This window comes from Amycolatopsis sp. NPDC114478 (assembly GCF_055633805.1).
In genome coordinates this window covers 154,698-172,076 of sequence record NZ_JBVKDO010000019.1, presented here as the reverse complement: position 1 = coordinate 172,076, position 17,379 = coordinate 154,698, and the positions used below count along the sequence as shown (strand labels likewise).

Sequence of the window (17,379 nt, the reverse complement as noted above, 5' to 3'; positions counted from 1 at the left end):
GTCACCATCGACGCCACCAAACCCACGCTCAGCGCCCACACCGGCCCTGCGCCGAAGCCGACCGCTTCACCAGCACCGTCGTCGGCTACCAGGGCCACCGCGCCCCCTGAACCAGTCGGCTGGGCTGGACCGGCGTGGTCGCACGTTCCAGACCGATCATCGGCATCGTCGTGCCGGCCGTCAACGAGATCGGTGCCGGGCTGATCCGGCGGACTGCGCCGCCCAGGAGGTCTTCGTCCTCCCGCATGAACGAGGTGGCGAAGATGACGATCAGCAGCCCACCGTCCATGACCTGCCCGAGCCGCCGCACCGCTGGGGCACTTCCATGTCCTGGCCGGGCTTCTCGGTCTGGCCAAACATTCTTCATCCCGAACGTGTACCGGTAGCTGATCAACAGTAGGCCGGTGTTGCGCACGACCGAAGCGCCGCTCGAACTGCCCGCGGCGGTCCGGCATCACGCGGGCGAGCACCGGCCGGGCCGATCTCCGGCTGATCCGCGACCGAAGGGCTTCCCGCCGGCGGAGGGCCGGCGGGAAGCCCGTGCGGATCAGGGCAGAGTGAGGCCGTAGGCCTGAAGCGCAGCCGGCACCGGCTGGAAGAACGTCTCGCCACCGGACTGGCAATCACCGCTTCCGCCGGACGTGAGACCGATGGCAGTCGAACCGTCGAACAGCGCACCGCCGCTGTCGCCGGGCTCGGCACAGACGTCAGTGTCGATGAGACCGGACACCGAGCCTTCCTGGTAGTTCACCGTCGCGTTGAGACCGGTGACGGTGCCGGAGTGGACACCGCTGGTGGAGCCGGTGCGCGTCACCTGCTCGCCGATCGAGGCATCGCCGGCACCGGTGATCTGCTGGCCGGTGTTGACCGCGCTGGGCCCCTCCGCACCGGAGTCGTAGGCCGCGTACGAGTAGTCCGTGCCCGGGAAGTCCGCCTGCTGTGTGGTCGCGATGTGCTGTGCGTTCGCGGAATCGGCCCACCAGTCGTTCGTCGCGACACCGCAGTGCCCCGCGGTGATGAACCCGGGGTTGCCGCTCGAATCGTGCACGTTGAACCCGAGCGAGCAGCGCAGGCCCTGGCCCCAGATCGCGTCACCCCCGGTGAGCAGCGGACGCAGTCTGGCGGCGGTGCGATCCAGCCGGGCCTTGGCGCCGAAGCTGCGCACCGCCGCCGCCAGGCCTGCCAGCGCCGGCCCGGTGACGGTCGGATCGGCGCTCACCCGCACCTGGCCGGTGCGCGGGTCGATCCGCCACGCCGTGCCGGGAACGCGGTGGGACCGGTTCAGCTCGCCGGTCACCGCGGCCAGCTCGGACGCGCGGAAGGGCACCAGCCGCGGCTGCGCGCCCACCGCCCGGACCTGGCCCGCCGCCGCGGCGTCAGTGACAGTGACGACGAGATGGGAATTTTCGTAGTAGGCGCCCACGGTGCGGTCGCCGAGCCCGCTCGTGAGCCGCTCACCCAGCGCCGTCGCGACGCGAGCGGTCATCGGTTGCGCGGCGACCGCCGGGGACACCGCGGTGAGCGCGAACCCGGCGGCGAGCACCGCGGCGGCGCAAATCGTGCCGCCGCGCCGGAGCGGGGAATCCAGACGTACTGAAGACATGGTCATCTCCATATTCATGGGTGGGGTGACGACGCACCGGTGCATGGGAGAGCGCGCGCGGAAAACAGATTAGGTCGGCGTACGGTTTCTTTCCACCCACGAAAGTCGCATTACCAGATAAGTCCACAGTGGACACCCGCGTCGGAACATGATCCATCGACACGAAACAGGCCGTCCGCCTATTGTCCACGAGACCGCTGTGAGGATGCTGAGAAGGGGCACGACGATCCAACAGGATGCAACACAGCGCATCCCCACGGGCTTCGGCTGTCCACAATGGTCGGCCACGATGTCGTAGACGTGGCCGCAGACGCTTGCTTTTCCGTGAGCGCCGGCGCGGCGAGCGGATCGCCGGACGGGCTCCTGATCGCGCAGCGAACCGCCTCGAACCTTCACAGCGCTCGCCCCGCACCGAGGAACAGAAGACACGGGTACGCACAACAGCACTTGGCCTGCTGGGAACGGGACAGATGGAGATCTTCGGCTTCAGTCCGGACGACGTCGATCGCGAGGAGATGGTGGCCAACGTTCAGCGCCAAATCCGCTGGATCGGCAATTCGCCGGTGTTTGCTCCCCCGAAGGGCGGAAAGACACGGCAGGTGCCGGTCGGTGCGGGAGTCCTTGAAGAGATCGACGCGCACTTGGACAACTTCGAGCCCGTGACGGTCACCCTGCCCTGGCTCGACCCGGGCGGACGTCCGGTAACCGCACGGCTGCTCATTCGGCGGCCCGAAGGTCTTCAGCGCCTCGGCGCTCGCGCTGCCAGCGGGATGATCAGCGGCCCTGAGTACAACCTCGCCGTATGGAAGCCGGCCTACGCCGCAGCCGGGCTCGCCTACACACCACGGCGGGACGGGATGCACGGCAAGCGGCACTTCTACGCCTCGATCGCCTTGGCATCCGGAGTGTCGGTCAAAGAGCTGGCCGAGTACCTCGGTCACCACGATCCGGGTTACACGCTCCGGATCTATACCCACCTCGTTCCGTCGAGTCATCGCCGGGCGCGAGAGGCAGCCGACGGGATTTTCAAACCGCGCCACACCGCGGCGGCACGGCTTGAAAATCCCGAGACGGCCTAGCGACGGCCTGACGCCACCGAAAGCTACATAACAGCAGGTCAGACCCTATCTACACTACTTGTGCCAGAACTTGATGCCGCTCCACTCCACCGTGATCGGCCCCTGGCCGCTGGCGGTGCGGTAGCTGCCGAACTTGTCGTAGTAGCTGCCGCTCGGACTCGAGACCGAGTCCTTCTGGGAGCCGTTGATGTACACCTTGTGCGTGCTGCCGACCTGGTTGATCGTGTTCACCCGGACGCTCGTGCCCACGGTCGCGCCGGTGGCGATCGTCTCTCCGCCGTGGACCGCGTACAGGCGGCCGCCCTTCTCCACCGCCAGCAGGAAGAACGGGCCGGCGCTGGAGCCGTCGCGGAACGTCTGCTTCAGGCTGATCCGGGAGCCGGACATGCTGGTGATCTTGAACGATCCCTCGAACTGGTGGGTGCCGCCGGTGTAGGTGGTGTAGCGGCGTTCCGCGCGTTGGTCGCCACTGGCCGTTGAACACGTCAGCTTGAACGTGAGCCCGGAGACGTTGCCGCACCCCCGCTCCTGCTCGGAGTAACCCGGCGAATCCGAGATCCACGGGCCGGTCCCGACCTGGGCGTCGGCGACCGGGGTGACTACCGCGAGCCCCGTCGCGACCGCCGCGAGCACGCCCGCGCCGCGAAGTCTGCGCACCGTCCAACCTCCTGTCACTCGAGGCGGCGGTGACCGGAAAGGTTCAGACCTTCACCCGGTGTGATCACGACTGTACGAGCCGAAGCCGCCGCGGACAAGACCCGCCGGACTTTTCCGCGGAGCGGTGTCGAATCCGGCCACCGCCGTTCGACAGACTGACGAACGCACGGAACGACCACCGAGGAGCACCCATGCGCACCCTGATCGCCACCGCCTTCGTCTCGCTCGACGGCGTCGTCGAGGCACCCGGCGGCGAGCCCGGCTACCGCAACGCCGGCTGGACCTTCAAGGACATCGAGTTCGACCTGGCGGCCTACGAGCTCAAGGGCCGTGAGCAGGGCGAATCCGCGGCGATGATGATGGGCCGGGTCAGCTACGAGGCGTTCGCGCCGGTGTGGCCGGGCATGACCGAGGAGTTCGCGGGCTACAACGCGATGCCGAAGTACGTCGTCTCGACGACGCTGTCCGAGCAGGACCTGGTGTCGAACTGGGGCGAGATCACCCTCCTGCGGTCACTCGACGACGTCGCCGCGCTCAAGGAGACCGACGGCGGGCCGATCACGGTCCACGGCAGCGCCACCCTGAACCGCGCGCTGGCCGACGCCGGCCTGATCGACCGCTACCACCTGCTGGTGTTCCCGGTCCTGCTCGGCGCGGGCAAGCGGCTGTTCAGCGCGACCGACAAGGACAAGCAGAACCTGAAGGTCGTCGAGAGCGAGACCTACGGCAACGGGATCCAGAAGCTCGTCTACGACGTGATTCACTAGAACAGGTGTTCGATCTTGGTGTAGGCTGGAGACCATGAACCCGGGTCTCCAGTCTTCGCTTTTCGACACCCCGGGGTCGGTCGCGCTGCGCCCCCTCGCGCCGGAGCGCACCGACCTCGGCTCGGGCGCGTGGGTCGACATCCAGCCCGGCTGGCTCGAGGGCGCCGACGAGCTGTTCGCGGCGCTGGTCGAGGGCGTGCCGTGGCAGGCGGAGAAGCGGAAGATGTACGACCGCGTCGTCGCCGTGCCGCGGCTGCTCAGCTACTACCGCGAGAACGTGCCGCTCCCCCACCCGGTGCTGGCCGCCGCGCGGGACGCGTTGAGCCGGCACTACCTGCGGGAACTGCGCGAGCCGTTCCGGACGGCGGGGTTGTGCTACTACCGCGACGGCCGCGACAGCGTGGCCTGGCACGGTGACCGGATCGGGCGGGGCGCCCGGGAGGACACCATGGTCGCGATTCTTTCCGTGGGCGCGGCGCGGAACCTGGCGTTGCGGCCGCGGGGTGGGGGCGGGAAGACCTTGGCTCGGCCGCTGGGGCATGGGGACTTGCTCGTCATGGGTGGGAGTTGTCAGCGGACTTGGGAGCATTCGGTTCCCAAGACCGCCAAGGCTGTCGGGCCTCGGATCTCGGTTCAGTTCCGGCCTCGAGGAGTGAACTGAAGGTTTCCCCGGGGGAGGTTAGTCCATAAAGGACTTTGCCGGGGCCCGTACGATGGCTCTGTGCACAGTCTCTTCGAACCGCCGCTCTTTGCCCGGCTTCGCTCCGCGAAGCGTGTTCTCGTTGCCGGTGCCGGTGGGGGCTTCGACGTCTACGCCGGGCTTCCCCTTGCCGTTGCTCTTCGCGCGCAAGGCAAAGATGTCCACCTCGCCAACCTTGCCTTCAGTGATCTCAACCGGCTTGATCTCGACGACTGGCTCTTCCCCGGTGTCGCCACCGTTCGCCCCCACAGCTCCGGTGATGATGCCTACTTCCCGGAACGGACCCTTGCTCGGTGGCTCGACTCCCGCGGCTGGCCTTCCGTTGTCCACGCCTTCCCCCGCACCGGGGTCCGGCCGCTTCGGGATGCCTATCGGCAGCTCGTCGCCCACCTCGGTGTCGACGCCGTTGTTCTCGTCGATGGGGGTACCGACATCCTGTTGCGCGGTGACGAAGCCGGGCTCGGGACGCCCGAAGAGGACATGACCAGCCTTGCCGCCGTTGCCTCACTCGAGGGTGTCGACCGGCTTGTCGTCAGTCTCGGCTTCGGCATCGATGCCTTTCACGGCGTCTGCCACGCCCATGTCCTCGAGAACCTCGCCGCCCTCGATCGGGATGGTGGGTACCTCGGTGCCCTCTCCATCCCCTCACGTTCACCGGAAGCCGAGGCCTACCTCGATGCCGTTGCCGATGCCCAGCGCGCCACCCCGGAGCGGCCCAGCATCGTGCACGGGCAGATCGCCGCCGCTCTGCGTGGCGAATTCGGCAATACCCAGTTCACCGCTCGCACCGCCGGCAGTGAGCTCTTCGTGAACCCGCTCATGGGCGTCTACTTCACCGTCGACCTCGCGACCCTCGCCGCCGGGGTCTGCTACCTCGATGACCTAGCCGGTACCGAGAGCGCCGTCGACGTCGCCATGGTCATCGAAGCCCACCGGGACCGCGTCGAGCGGCGGCCGCGGCGGGTCATTCCGCACTGACCTCGCAGTCCACCAGCACCGGGAGCTCGTCCAGGCCGTACACAATGGACACCTTGCGGAACGAGAGCTCCTCCGCCGGCACCGCCAGGCGCAGGTTCGGGAACCGGCGGACCAGCGCCGGGTACGCCGTGCGCAGCTCCATGCGGGCCAGCTCCGCGCCGATGCAGCGGTGGATCCCGTAGCTGAACGCCAGGTGCGACGTCGGCTCGCGGGCCGCGTCGAACTTCTCCATGTCCGGGCCCAGCTTCGGGTCGCGGTCGGCCGCCGACAGCGACACCAGCACGATGTCGCCTTCGCTGATCCGCGCGCCGGCGATCTCCATGTCCTCCTTGGCGAACCGCGGGAACGCCATCTGGACGACCGTCAGGTACCGCAGCAGCTCCTCGACGAACCGGTGCACGGACTCCTCGTCGCCGCGGACCGCGTCGAACGCCTTCTCGTCGCGCAACAGCACCAGCGCGCCGAGCGCGAGCATGCTGGCCGTCGTCTCCAGGCCGCCGGTCAGCACGCCGTCGGCGAGACCGGCCAGCTCGCGGTCGTCGATCTCGTCGCCGTGCTCCTTGATCAGCATGCCGAGCAGGCCGTCGCCGGGCTCCTCACGCTGCTTCTTGACGATGTCGAGCAGGTAGGTCAGCGACTCCGACATCGCGCCGAGCGACGCGCCCGCGCCGCCGAAGAGGTCGAACCGGGCGGTGCTCAGCCGCTGGAAGTCCTCGCGGTCCTCGTAGGACACGCCGAGCAGCTCGCAGATCGTCAGCGACGGGATCGGCAGCGCGAACGCCTGCCACAGGTCGACCGGGCCGTCCGCCTTGGCCATCGCGTCGAGCTGCTCGGCGACGATCTGGTCGATGCGCGGGGTCAGCCGGCTCAGCCGCCGCATCGTGAACTCCGGCGTGAGCAGCTTCCGCAGCCGCGTGTGCACCGGGGGGTCCGCGAAGCCCAGGCCGCCCGGGTTCTGGTCCGCGGTGACGCCGGCGTTGCCGACGAGGTTGCCGAAGTCGCTGGAGAACCCGGTCGCCTTGCCGAGCACCGCCTTCGCCTCGTCGTACCCCGTGACCAGCCACGCGTTCATCCCGAACGGCAGGTCGAGCTTGCTGATCGGGGCTTCGGCGCGGCGCTCGGCCATCGCGGGCACCGGGTCCAGACCGTCGCGCCGGAGCGGCTCCAGCGCCGAGTCCGGCAGGATGGCCGACATCTTTTCGAGGTCGAAGCCTTTTTTCGACTGACGCGCGAGGTACCGGCGCCCGACCCAGCCCAGTACCCGTGAGCGGAGACTCCCCATGGATCCGACAGTACCGCACTAGCCCGATCGGGTGAGCCGCGGCGAGACGGGACTCACCTCCGCGGCGGGACCTCCCGGTTCTCGGTGATCAGCCCGTGCTCGCTCGCGACGTAGTGGAAGTACGGCCGGCCGAGGTCGTCGGTGCCGGCGTACGACGTGCGGGAGCGGCCGTCGGCCTCGGTGTTGACGCCGTTCGTGCGGGCCAGCACGCCGGACGAGCTCAGCCACTCCGTCGACGCGCGGACCGGCCGCCAGCGCCGGCCGTCGCCGGTGAGGTCGCCGAGGGTCTGCGTCATCTGCGCCGCGCCGGAGATCCGCAGGTTCTGGTCGTCGGTGATGTTCGCGGTGGCGTCGGTGGTCAGCGGGTAGGACCAGGTGTGCCGGTCCGCCGACCGCACCCGGCCGTCCACAGTGGACGTCGAGGTCTGCTGCCCCGAGTCGCCCTGCACGACGTGCTGGGTGAAGCCGCCGCCGGTGACGTCGTCGCTGTTGCGGTAGTCGCGGGTGCGTTCGACGCGCGTGTACACCCGGCCGGCGGAGGTGTCGACGTAGCCGGCGGTCACATCGTGGCGCTTCGCCGTGACTGTCACGTTCACGCCGTCCTTGATGTCCCGCACCGTTTCCTGCCGCACCGGGGCCGCGGCGACGTCGTGCTGCACCAAGGCGCCGGTGGTCTGCGCGGCGTTTTTGTCGGTGTAGAGCAGTAGCGTCGGGACGACGGTGAACTCACCGCCGATGTCCGGGAAGGAGAAGGAGAGATCATGCGCGGCACCGTCCACGAGCCGGCCGGCGAACGGCGTGATGTCGTAGGTTTCGGCGTGCAGGCTGAAGGTGTCGATCGCGACGATCGGCCGCCACAGCTGCGGCACGATCCCGCCGGAGTAGATGTGCGGGAAGGTGAACGCGCTGCCGGCGGGCGTCCCGTCGAGCGCGAAGTTCGCTTCGCGGTACGGGCCTTTGCCGCAGAGCCCCGCGGCCGGGTACTTCGCGCTCACGGCGTCCGGGACGTCGTCGAACCACTGCTCGTCGCAGGCGTGGCCTTCGAGGGTGACTTCGAGGTAGGCGCGGGTGATGTTGCGCGGCAGGTCCTTCGCGCTGAAGTGGACGGTGGGCGCCGCGGGGGTCGCGTCGGCGTGCCCGAACCCGGCCACGTGGTCGGCCGTCTCGGGTGCGGGGTGCTTCCGGTCGGCCTGGTAGTAGGTGAGCGTCACGGTCTGGGCGTAGACCCCGGTGTAGACCGGCGAGTTGTAGTTTTCGATGCCGCCGTGGAACGGCTGCGGCGTGCGCAGCAGCGCGCTGTAGGGCGTGAGGTCCTTGTCGAAGTGGTAGGTGATCGGCCGGTTGCCCTCGCCGCTGGGCTCCTCCGTGGTCCCCCACCAGATTTCGGTGCCGCCGATCCGCAGGTCGCCGATCCGGTCGTACTGGCGGCCGCTGACGGTCACGGTCTGGTCCATGACGACCTTCGCCCACGGGCCGGGGCACGCCTTCGGCGGCGCGAGCGTGCCTTCGTAGTACTGCGGCGTGCCGTCGGCGGCGTTGGAGCGGAAGGCGTCGGCGAGGGTGACCGTGCAGCGCGCGGTGTCCGGCCGGGTCACCGCGGGCGCCGCCGTCACCGGGTCGTCGGTGTCGTGTTCGAGCACGGGGTCCGCCGAGGCGACGGCCCCGGAGAGCACCCACGTCAGCACCAGTGACAGGACGATCGTGAAGATCCGCACCCGGACTCCTCCCAGCGGCAGCTCACCGCGGGGAAGCCTAGTACCGCGATCATGCTACTTACGGTGGGAAACGACCGCACTGAAACGTTTCAGCACCGTGGTAGGCTCACGCCCTTCTCAGCGAGGGGGTGCGGTGGTCGGCATCAAGGACGTCGCGAAGCGGGCCGGCGTCTCGATCGGCACGGTGTCCAATGTGGTCAACCGGCCGCACGTGGTCGCCGCGGCCACCCGGAACCGGGTGCTGTCGGTCATCGAAGAGCTCGGCTACGTCCGCGACGAGTCGGCCCGCCAGCTGCGCGCCGGCCGCAGCCGGATCATGGGGCTGCTGGTGCTCGACCTCGGCAACCCGTTCTTCGTCGACGTCGCCCGCGGCGCCGAACAGGCCGCGCACGCCGAGGGCCTCAACATCATCACCTGCAACAGCGGCCAGCGATCCGACCTCGAAGCGTCCTACCTGGCGATGTTCGCCGAGCAGCGGGTCCGCGGCGTGCTGCTGAGCCCGGTCGGGACGTCCGGTGAGGCCCTGCGCGCGTTCCGCCGCAGCGGCACGCCGTACGTGTTCGTCGACCGCAAGGCGCCGACGTCGGAGGCGAGTTCGGTCGCGGTCGACGACATCGCGGGCGGCGCGCTCGCGGCCCGGCACCTCCTGGAGACCGGCCACCGCCGCATCGCGTTCGTCAACGGGCCGACGATCCTCGCCCAGTGCCGCGACCGCGAGCAGGGCCTGCGCACGGCGCTGGCGGGCTCGGCGGCGGAGCTGACGGTGCTGGAAGCGATCGGCCTCGACGTGGCTTCGGGCCGCGACGCCGGCGCCCGCCTGCTGGGCACGATCCCCCGTCCGACGGCGGTGTTCTGCGCGAACGACCTCCTCGCCCTGGGGGTGTTGCAGGCCATGGTCGGCGCGGGCGTGCGCGTCCCGGACGAGATGGCGATCGTCGGCTACGACGACATCGAGTTCGCGGGCGCGGCGGCGGTCCCGCTGACGTCGGTCCGCCAGCCGGCCCAGCGCCTCGGCCGCACGGCGGCGGAACTCCTGCTGGCGGAAACGGCGGACACGACCATCGACCACCAAGCCGTGGTGTTCACGCCGGAACTGGTCGTCCGCGAATCCACCCGCGTCCGCCGCTGATCTCTACCCGGCGATGACGGCGACGACCGTCGTGCCCTCGGGGAAGTCCCCGCCGCGAATGCGGTCCCACAGGCCGAACATCATCTTGGCTTCGTAGACCCAGTCGAGCCGGACGCCGTGGCACCGCTCGAACTCGTCGACGAAGGCGTCGAGCTCGCGGGTCCGCCGCGCGAAGCCCCCGAAGTGGTAGCCCGTCTCGACCGACCACTCCCCCAGCTCGCGCCCGAACGTCACGGTCTGGAAGCCGGCCACGTCGGACCGCAGGAACCCGCCGCCTTTCAAGGCCGAGAACCCGATCGCGCGCTGGCCGGGCCCGAGCCCGGCGGCGATCCCGGCGAGCGTCGCGCCCGTGCCGACGGCGCAGGCGACGACGTCGAACGGCCGCTCGATCTCGGCCACCAGCTCGGCGCACCCCCGGACGCCGGCCGGGTTCGCCCCGCCTTCCGGGATCAGGAAGAACTCGCCCCACGCGCGGCGCAGATCGTCGAGGACTTCGGGGTCGGCTTTCGCGCGGTACGCCGTGCGGTCCAGGTAGGTGAGCTTCATGCCGTGGCCGGCCGCCGCCCGCAGCACGTCGTTGAGGGGCAGGTGTTCCTCACCCCGGACGACGCCGACCGTCTCGAACCCGAAGTGGTGGCCGGCCGCGGCGGTGGCGAGCAGGTGGTTGGAGTAGGCCCCGCCGAAAGTCAGCAAGCGGGTGGCACCGGCCTCGGCGGCGTCCCGGAGGTTGTGCTTGAGCTTGCGCCACTTGTTGCCGGGCAGCTCGGGGTGGATCAGGTCGTCGCGCTTGAGCAGGACACGCACCCCGCGTTCGGGTTCCCCCAGCTCGACGAGCGGCGAAGGCACGGTGAGCTGCAGCTTCGTCACGCTGTGAGCATAAATCGTTTGAACCGCGTACGACCGTTCGGCATGATGCCGATCATGGGGCTTCGCGCGTGACGAACAGGTGGGTGCGGCTGCAGGCGGTCGCGGTGTCCGGTTCGTCCGCCGAAGGGCTGATGCTCGCCGCGCTGCCGTTGCTCGCGGTTTCCGTCACCACCGATCCGCGCGAAGTGTCGCTGGTCAACGTCGCCGGGCAGGCGCCGTGGCTGCTGCTCTCGCTCTTCGCGGGTGTGCTCATCGACCGCGTGCGGCGGACCGCCGTGCTCGCCTGGGCGTACGCCGTGCAGGTCGTGGCCGCCGTCGTGCTCGCCGTCGTCGCGTCCGCCGGGTTGCTCGGCCTGCCGGTGCTGCTGGTGGTCGCCTTCGTCGTCACGTCCGCGCAGGTGCTCGGCGACGGCGCGAGCGGCGCGCTGGTGCCCGAACTCGTCCCGCCGGACCGCCTGGCGCACGCCAACGCGCGGCTCACGGTGATCGACCGCGGGGTCGTGCAGTTCGTCGTGCCGCCGCTGACGGGGTTCCTCATCGTCGTCAGCACCGGGGCGCCGGCTTGGCTGGCCGCGGGCTTCGCGCTGCTCGCGCTGTTCATGGTCCGGCGCATCCATTCGGAGTCCGTCGTCGCCGCGCGGACGCACCCGCTGCGCGACCTGTCGGCCGGGCTGCGGCACCTGGTGCAGACGCCGCTGCTGCGGTCGATCACGCTCAACGTCGCGCTCGGCTCGTTCGCCGCGAGCGCGGGCAACTCGATGTTCGTGCTGTACGCGACGCAGGTCCTGCACGTCGGCTCGGTCGGCTACGGCCTGCTGCTGGCGTGCCTGGCCTTCGGCTGGATCGCGTCGTCGTTCGTCGTGCAGAAGGTCGTCGACCGGATCGGCTATTCGTGGTCGATGCGGTTCGGGCAGAGCTTCGGCGTGGTGACGAACCTGCTGATCGCCCTGGTCCCGCCGTGGCCGCCACTGGTGGGCGCGGTGTTGATCCTGCTGACGGCGACGGTGCTGATCTGGAACGTGTGCTCCCAGTCGAGCCGCCAGCGCTTCACCCCGGCGCCGCTGCTCGGCCGGGTGCTGACGAGCCACCGCGCGCTGGCGTGGGGCTTGACGCCGCTGGGCGCGCTGACGGGCGGTTTCGTGGCGGCGCACTGGGGGCTGCGAGCGGTGTGGGTGATGGCCGCGGCGATCCAGTCGGTGAGCGCGGTACTGGTGTGGTTCACCCTGTCCCCGGCGGCGTTCGAGCGCACCGAGCGAGAGATGGCCAACGCCGCGAGCTAAGGCCCCGGCGAGAGCGGCAGCCCCGCCTCCGGGTGGAGTTGATACCGGGTGGTGCGCCGGGTCGGGGCACCGGCGCACCACCCGGACGCCTACCCGCCCAGCGCCAGCGCCACCGCGCCCAGCAGCGCCGCGTCCTGGTCGAACCGCGCCGAAACCAGCTCCGGGGGGAACGGCACCGCGTGCGCCAGCCGGGCCGCCAAAGCCGGCAGCAGTACGTCCGCCGAGCGCACCAGGCCGCCGCCCACCGCGATGCGCTGCGGGTCCAGGACGATCGCGAGGTTGGCCACGTGCATCGACAACTCGTCGAGCGCCGCCGTCACCAGTTCCTTCGCCTCGGCGTTCTCCTTGGCCAGTGCGAACAACTCGCCCGCGGTGACCGGGCGGCCGAGCAGACTGCTCGCCCGGCCGCCCAGCCCACGCCCACCGACGGCTTCCTCAAGCGGCGCCGCTCCGCTTGCGAAACCCTCGGTGTCCTGCGGCGAGAGCAGGTTGTACCCGATCTCGCCCGCAGCTCCGTTGGCGCCGGTCAGCAACCGGCCGCCCACCAGCACCGCCGCCGCGATGCCCGTGCCCAGCGACAGGAACACTGCCGGGTCCGCCCCTTCCAGGGCGCCCCAGCGCCACTCCGCCAGCGCCGCCGCCTTCGCGTCCGTGCCCACCGAGATCGGCACGTCCGGGAACTCGGCCGCCACCAGCTCGGCCAGGTGCAGCTGTTCCCAGCCGGGGACGTTCGGCGCGAGCAGGATCTCCTCCGGCAGCACGATCCCCGGGCTGACGACGCCGACGGCGGCCGGTTCCGCGCCCGACTCGGCCAGGAGCGCTCGCGCCCCGGCCAGCGCCCGCACCACCACCTGCTCGGCCCCCGCCTGCGCGTCGGTGTCCAGCCGGCGCGTGGCCAGCAGGTTCCCGTCGTGGTCGGCGAGCCCCAGCGCCACCTTCGTGCCGCCGAAGTCGATCCCGAGAATCTTCTCCCCTGTCACTCCCTGAACCCCTCGATCTGCGGCGCGACGGCCGCGTCCCCGTGGTGGCCGTACCCGCCGGCCGCACCCACCACGATCCGGCCGGTGTTGAACCCGTCGACGCTGATCACCGGCACCGCGCCGCGCAGGTCGGACGCCTTGTAGGTGGCGGTCAGCGTCTGCGACTGGCCCGGCCACAGCGTGATGTCGTTGTCGTCCCAGGTCGCGTTCGCGAGCTGGTTGTCGCCCGGCCCCTCGTGCCCGTCCGGCGTGCCGCGACGGACGTCGGCCCGCAGGAAGAACGCCGCCCCCGGCGTCTTCGACGTGTTGGTCACGGTCACCGTGGAGACGAGGTCACCGCCGTTCGCGCGGGTCGACGCCACGGCGCTGACCTGCGACTTCGGCAGATTCTGCAGGGCCTGCAGGTTGCTGTACTGCGACAGCGTCGCCTGCGGGTTGCCCAGCGTCTTGCCCCAGTCGACGACGTCCTTCTGCGTCGAGAGCCAGTAGACGTTCCGGTCGACGACCTTCCCGCCCTGCTTCACCTGCAGCTCGACGAAGTAGACCTGCGCGGGCGCCGGTGCCTTCGTCTCGGCCGGCACCTTCGGCTTCAGGACCCCGGTGCGCACGCCCTGGCTGCCGAGCGAAATCCCGGAAGCCGTCTGGTCGTCGAGGACCTTGCCCGCGGTGTCGAGCACCCGCGCCTGCACCGAAAGGCCGGACTGCGTGGCCGCACCGAGGTTGTCCAGGGTCACGGACCCGTTGTCGTAGCCGTAGATCGCGTGCAGCGGCTTGTTCGCCTTCTTGGCCCCGAAGAACGCGCCTGCCTGGTCGCCGTCGTCGTTGTAGAGCGACCACAGCAGTGTCGGCCAGCCCTTGTTGAGCTGCCAGTAGACGACGCCGGTCGACGGGTTGTCCTTGTCCGTCGAGTGGTGCAGGAACGCCTCGAACTGCGAGCGGGTGTTCTCGTAGTTCGCGATGTTCGCCAGGTCCACATAGGACTCCAGCGAGCTCCACTTGCCGTACCGCTGGGTGATCGACTGGTCCAGCGTGAACAGCGTGCCGAACGCGTAGCCGCCGTGGTCCGGCTCGAAGTTCGCGTGGTACTGGTTGTACGCCGGGTCCTGCCACAGCTTCGCCTGCTCGGTCGGCGACAGGAAGCGCTTGATCGAGTCCAGCGTCGGGACGGTGTGCCCGGCGCTCTGCTCGCTCGCGAAGCCCCACGAACCACCCGCGTTGGTGCGGCTGTCATCGGAAGCGTCGAAGTGCGAGGTGTCGTACCAGTACGACGGCGGGACCCAGTCGTACGGGCCTTCCTTCTCCCCCGAGTTACCCAGGGTCGGCGTGCTCTTGTACTCGGCCGAGGCGATCACCGGGACCTGGAAGTCCTCCTGCTTGAAGGCGGACAGGACGGCCTGCTCCTGGTTCGGGAACGGCTCGTTGTCGCTCCAGCCGTAGTTGAAGACGCTGGGGTGGTTGCGTTCGCGCTGCGCGATGCTCACCGACGAGTCGTGGATGATCCGCAGGTCCCGCTCCCCCAGCTGCGCGGCGGTGTCGGGCTGCCAGGCGTCACAGCAGATGAACCCGCCGATGACCAGCAGGCCCGCGCGGTCGGCCTGGTCGTAGAAGTCCTGCGGCATGTCGTGGCCTTCGAGGCGGACGCCGGAGAGGCCCATGTTCTTGATCAGCGCGATCTGGTGCGCGGTGTCGGCCTTGTCGTAGCGCAGGAACAGGTCCGGCGCGAAGCCGCCGCCGCGGAACACGAAGTCCTTGCCGTTGATCGAGAACTGCCGCGCGCCGTCGGGCAGCGGCGCGGACTTGCCGACCAGGCGCGAGGTAACCGTGCGGATGCCGAAGGTGCTCTTCGACGACGTCGACAGCACACCGTCCTGCGAGACCGCTGTGCTCAGCGTGTACAGCGGCTGGTCACCCATCGAGTACGGCCACCACACCTGCGGCTTGGCGATCTTCACCGGCGCGAACGTCACAGTCTGCTTGGTGTTCGCCGGGATCGTCACCTTCTGGTGGACGACGATCGGCGCACCCGACGGCGGCGTGATCGTCGCGGCGACGTCGCCGGTCTGCGAAGTGGCGGCGTCGTTGGTGACGTCGACCTTCACTGTCAGCTTCGAGCTGGACAGGTCGGGCGCGTTGTCCTGCACGACGTGCGCGTTGTCGCCGGTGAGCGCATCCCCCACTTGCAGGGTCGGCGGGAACTGGATGCCGGTGTCGTTGTCCGGCGGGATCTGGCTCCAGTCGACCTGGTCGAGCGTGTACATCTTGAGCGGGTTGTTGGGGTAGACCTTGATGGCCAGGGTGTTCTTGCCCGGCTTGACCAGCTTCGAGACGTCGAAGGTGTGCCCGGCGAACGCGCCGCTCACGATGTCCTTGGTGGCGACGAGCTTGCCGTTCACCCAGACGTCGCCCTCGCCGACGATGCCCGGGATGGTCAGCTTCGCGTGCTGGCCGGTCTTGAAGTCCGGGGTGAAGTCGGTGCGGTACCACCACGGGTCGGAGAACGGCTTCGTGACGACGGGGCCGAGCTTGTCGACGTACCCGAAGCACTTGCGCATGTTGTCGGAGTAGAAGACGTCCGGGCACTTCCCGTTCTGCACCAGCGCGTTGATCTCGGTGCCGGGCGCGCCCGCGTCGTCGGGCTTCACCGGCAGCCAGCCGGGGGTGGCGTACCCGGGCGTGGAGACCTTGTCACCGCCGTCCTTGACGTTCGCGGTCGTCAGGACCTGCCAGCCCTGCGCGCCGATCGTGGTGAGGCCGTGCGGCTTCGCCCCTTCGGCTTGGGTGTCCTGCGCGGCGGCGGGTCCGGCGAAGCTGAGCACGCCGGGCACGAGCAGCAGCGCGGCCAGCGCCGCGAGCTTCTTCGTCATGCCTGAGCCCCTTCGGTGTCGGCGGAGGCGAAGGCCTCCTTGATCTCCTTGGGTCCGAACGGCCAAGTGTTCTCGGCCTTGGCGTAGACCAGGTACGCGATCGCGCCGAGGACGATCCAGCCCAGCGACAGGCCGATCGAGAGCCAGTCGGCCGAGATGTAGATGTAGACCCAGCCGACGAGCGCGATGAGCGTCGGCACCGGGTAGAGCCACTGGCGGTACGGCCGCCGCAGCTCCGGCTGCCGTCGCCGCAGCACGACGATCGCGGCGACCTGGGCCAGCGACTGGATGATGACCAGGGTCGCGACCGCCGCGTTGATCACCGTGGTCAGGGTGAACAGGGAGCCGAGGATCGTGATGGCGCCCATCGTGAGCACGCCCGCGGTGGGCAGGTGCAGCTTGGGGTGCAGCTTGCCGAACATCGGCAGGAACACCTTGTCGCGCGCGGCTTCGAACGGCACGCGCGAGCCGCCGAGCAGCCCGGCGAAGACCGATCCGATGGCGGCGATCACGATCAGCACGGTGATGGCCTTCGCCGTGCCGGTGCCCCACACCTGTTCCAGCACCGACGACGCCACCGACTTCGCGTCCTTCAGCTGGTCCAGCGGGATCGAGCCGAGCACGCCGACCTGCAGCAGGAAGTACAGGCCCATGATGCCGAGGATCGAGAAGATGATCGAGCGGGGCAGCGTGCGGCCCGGGTCGCGCACCTCGCCGCCGAGGTAGGCGGTCGTGTTGTAGCCGAGGTAGTCGTAGATCGCGATGATCAGGCCGGCCCCGAGGCCGCCCCAGAACGTGCCGTCGCCGGCCGAGCTGAACGCGCCCGGGGTGAACGCGAACGCCTGCGCCGCGCTGAAGTGCGAGAACGCCGCGACGATCGTCGTCAGCACGGCGGCGAGCATGATCACGAACAGCACCGTCGTGAGCTTGGAGATCTGGCCGATCTTCCGGAACAGCGCCAGGATGATCACGAGCGTGATGCCGACGCCGATGATCTTGCCCAGTGGCGTCGTGCCCGCGTCGTCGGTGACGCCGGGGATCAGGTAGCCGAGGTACTGGACGAGCCCGATGATGCCGGTGGACATGATCAGCGGGATGAACAGCACCGCGCTCCACACGAACAGGAACGGCATCAGGCGTCCGGTGCGGTACTGGAACGCCTCGCGCAGGTAGAGGTAGGTGCCGCCGGCACCCGGCATCGCGGCGCCGAGCTCGGCCCAGATGAGGCCGTCGGCCAGCGCGACGAGCGCCCCGATGACCCAGCCGAACATCGCCTGCGGGCCGCCCATCGTGGCGACCATGGCGGGGATCGTGACGAACGGGCCGATACCGCACATTTGCGTCATGTTGATCGCAGTGGCCTGAAGGGGCCCGATCTTGCGTTCAAGGGCGGGCTGCGGCTCCCCTGAACGAGTGGGTGAACTCACGACGTGCCTCCGGCTAGTAGTTAGTAAAGTTTCTTAACATAGAACGGGCGG

General features: G+C 69.6%; 15 protein-coding genes. 6 read left to right on the top strand and 9 right to left on the bottom strand.

The genetic code is table 11. From position 1 onward, the window contains the following. Window positions 1-85: 85 nt before the first annotated feature. Both ACZ7OH_RS39535 and ACZ7OH_RS39530 read right to left on the bottom strand, forming a co-directional pair. Window positions 86-310 (bottom strand): hypothetical protein, encoded by a 225-nt coding sequence (locus ACZ7OH_RS39535; protein WP_470285587.1) that lies wholly within the window; start codon window positions 308-310, stop codon window positions 86-88. 237 nt (window positions 311-547) lie between these two features. Continuing rightward, window positions 548-1,603: a S1 family peptidase gene (locus ACZ7OH_RS39530; RefSeq protein WP_470285586.1), complete on the bottom strand. Its 1,056-nt coding sequence runs from the start codon at window positions 1,601-1,603 to the stop codon at window positions 548-550. Between the two features lie 470 nt (window positions 1,604-2,073). On the opposite strand from ACZ7OH_RS39530, the gene ACZ7OH_RS39525 reads away from it, so the two are divergent. Beyond that, entirely contained in the window at window positions 2,074-2,682 is a 609-nt protein-coding gene (locus ACZ7OH_RS39525; protein WP_470285585.1) for a tyrosine-type recombinase/integrase, read from the top strand. Between the two features lie 54 nt (window positions 2,683-2,736). On the opposite strand, the gene ACZ7OH_RS39520 is transcribed toward ACZ7OH_RS39525, so the two are convergent. Next, a complete protein-coding gene (locus ACZ7OH_RS39520; RefSeq protein WP_470285601.1) occupies window positions 2,737-3,315 on the bottom strand; it encodes a hypothetical protein in 579 nt (192 codons plus the stop codon). A 215-nt stretch (window positions 3,316-3,530) separates the two neighbouring features. On the opposite strand from ACZ7OH_RS39520, the gene ACZ7OH_RS39515 reads away from it, so the two are divergent. From ACZ7OH_RS39515 to ACZ7OH_RS39505, 3 genes are read left to right on the top strand one after another with little or no spacing between them, the layout of a single operon-like run. Next, window positions 3,531-4,106: a dihydrofolate reductase family protein gene (locus ACZ7OH_RS39515; protein ID WP_470285584.1), complete on the top strand. Its 576-nt coding sequence runs from the start codon at window positions 3,531-3,533 to the stop codon at window positions 4,104-4,106. A gap of 34 nt (window positions 4,107-4,140) precedes the next feature. Further along, complete coding sequence (locus ACZ7OH_RS39510; protein WP_470285583.1) at window positions 4,141-4,767, top strand: alpha-ketoglutarate-dependent dioxygenase AlkB; 627 nt, start codon at window positions 4,141-4,143, stop codon at window positions 4,765-4,767. Between the two features lie 60 nt (window positions 4,768-4,827). Continuing rightward, on the top strand, window positions 4,828-5,784 hold the full coding sequence (locus ACZ7OH_RS39505; protein ID WP_470285582.1) for a DUF1152 domain-containing protein: 957 nt from the start codon (window positions 4,828-4,830) through the stop codon (window positions 5,782-5,784). Here ACZ7OH_RS39505 and ACZ7OH_RS39500 read toward each other — a convergent pair. Continuing rightward, on the bottom strand, window positions 5,771-7,066 hold the full coding sequence (locus ACZ7OH_RS39500) for a cytochrome P450 (RefSeq protein ID WP_470285581.1): 1,296 nt from the start codon (window positions 7,064-7,066) through the stop codon (window positions 5,771-5,773). The two genes, ACZ7OH_RS39505 and ACZ7OH_RS39500, sit on opposite strands and share 14 nt — an antisense overlap. A gap of 53 nt (window positions 7,067-7,119) precedes the next feature. Further along, on the bottom strand, window positions 7,120-8,781 hold the full coding sequence (locus tag ACZ7OH_RS39495) for a peptide-N4-asparagine amidase (protein WP_470285580.1): 1,662 nt from the start codon (window positions 8,779-8,781) through the stop codon (window positions 7,120-7,122). 133 nt (window positions 8,782-8,914) lie between these two features. Between ACZ7OH_RS39495 and ACZ7OH_RS39490 the strand changes: the two genes are divergently transcribed. Further along, entirely contained in the window at window positions 8,915-9,910 is a 996-nt protein-coding gene (locus ACZ7OH_RS39490) for a LacI family DNA-binding transcriptional regulator (protein ID WP_470285579.1), read from the top strand. A 3-nt stretch (window positions 9,911-9,913) separates the two neighbouring features. On the opposite strand, the gene ACZ7OH_RS39485 is transcribed toward ACZ7OH_RS39490, so the two are convergent. Then, on the bottom strand, window positions 9,914-10,777 hold the full coding sequence (locus ACZ7OH_RS39485) for a 1-aminocyclopropane-1-carboxylate deaminase/D-cysteine desulfhydrase (RefSeq protein ID WP_470285578.1): 864 nt from the start codon (window positions 10,775-10,777) through the stop codon (window positions 9,914-9,916). Window positions 10,778-10,845: 68 nt separating this feature from the next. Between ACZ7OH_RS39485 and ACZ7OH_RS39480 the strand changes: the two genes are divergently transcribed. Then, window positions 10,846-12,057, top strand: coding sequence for an MFS transporter (locus tag ACZ7OH_RS39480; protein ID WP_470285577.1), 1,212 nt, complete (start codon window positions 10,846-10,848; stop codon window positions 12,055-12,057). An 89-nt stretch (window positions 12,058-12,146) separates the two neighbouring features. Here ACZ7OH_RS39480 and ACZ7OH_RS39475 read toward each other — a convergent pair whose 3' ends face one another. From ACZ7OH_RS39475 to ACZ7OH_RS39465, 3 genes are read right to left on the bottom strand one after another with little or no spacing between them, the layout of a single operon-like run. Continuing rightward, complete coding sequence (locus tag ACZ7OH_RS39475; protein WP_470285576.1) at window positions 12,147-13,037, bottom strand: ROK family protein; 891 nt, start codon at window positions 13,035-13,037, stop codon at window positions 12,147-12,149. Next, a complete protein-coding gene (locus ACZ7OH_RS39470) occupies window positions 13,034-15,901 on the bottom strand; it encodes a glycoside hydrolase family 2 protein (RefSeq protein ID WP_470285575.1) in 2,868 nt (955 codons plus the stop codon). Before ACZ7OH_RS39470 ends, ACZ7OH_RS39475 begins: the two co-directional genes overlap by 4 nt. Next, on the bottom strand, window positions 15,898-17,328 hold the full coding sequence (locus tag ACZ7OH_RS39465; protein ID WP_470285574.1) for an APC family permease: 1,431 nt from the start codon (window positions 17,326-17,328) through the stop codon (window positions 15,898-15,900). The genes ACZ7OH_RS39470 and ACZ7OH_RS39465 overlap by 4 nt, the downstream gene beginning before the upstream one ends. Window positions 17,329-17,379: the final 51 nt, after the last annotated feature.

Bases quoted from the DNA above. Each gene is read 5' to 3' on its own strand.
- ACZ7OH_RS39510 (WP_470285583.1), top strand. From the start codon at position 4,141: ATGAACCCGGGTCTCCAGTCTTCGCTTTTCGACACCCCGGGGTCGGTC.
- ACZ7OH_RS39530 (WP_470285586.1), bottom strand. From the start codon at position 1,603: ATGTCTTCAGTACGTCTGGATTCCCCGCTCCGGCGCGGCGGCACGATT.
- ACZ7OH_RS39470 (WP_470285575.1), bottom strand. From the start codon at position 15,901: ATGACGAAGAAGCTCGCGGCGCTGGCCGCGCTGCTGCTCGTGCCCGGC.
- ACZ7OH_RS39525 (WP_470285585.1), top strand. From the start codon at position 2,074: ATGGAGATCTTCGGCTTCAGTCCGGACGACGTCGATCGCGAGGAGATG.
- ACZ7OH_RS39500 (WP_470285581.1), bottom strand. From the start codon at position 7,066: ATGGGGAGTCTCCGCTCACGGGTACTGGGCTGGGTCGGGCGCCGGTAC.
- ACZ7OH_RS39515 (WP_470285584.1), top strand. From the start codon at position 3,531: ATGCGCACCCTGATCGCCACCGCCTTCGTCTCGCTCGACGGCGTCGTC.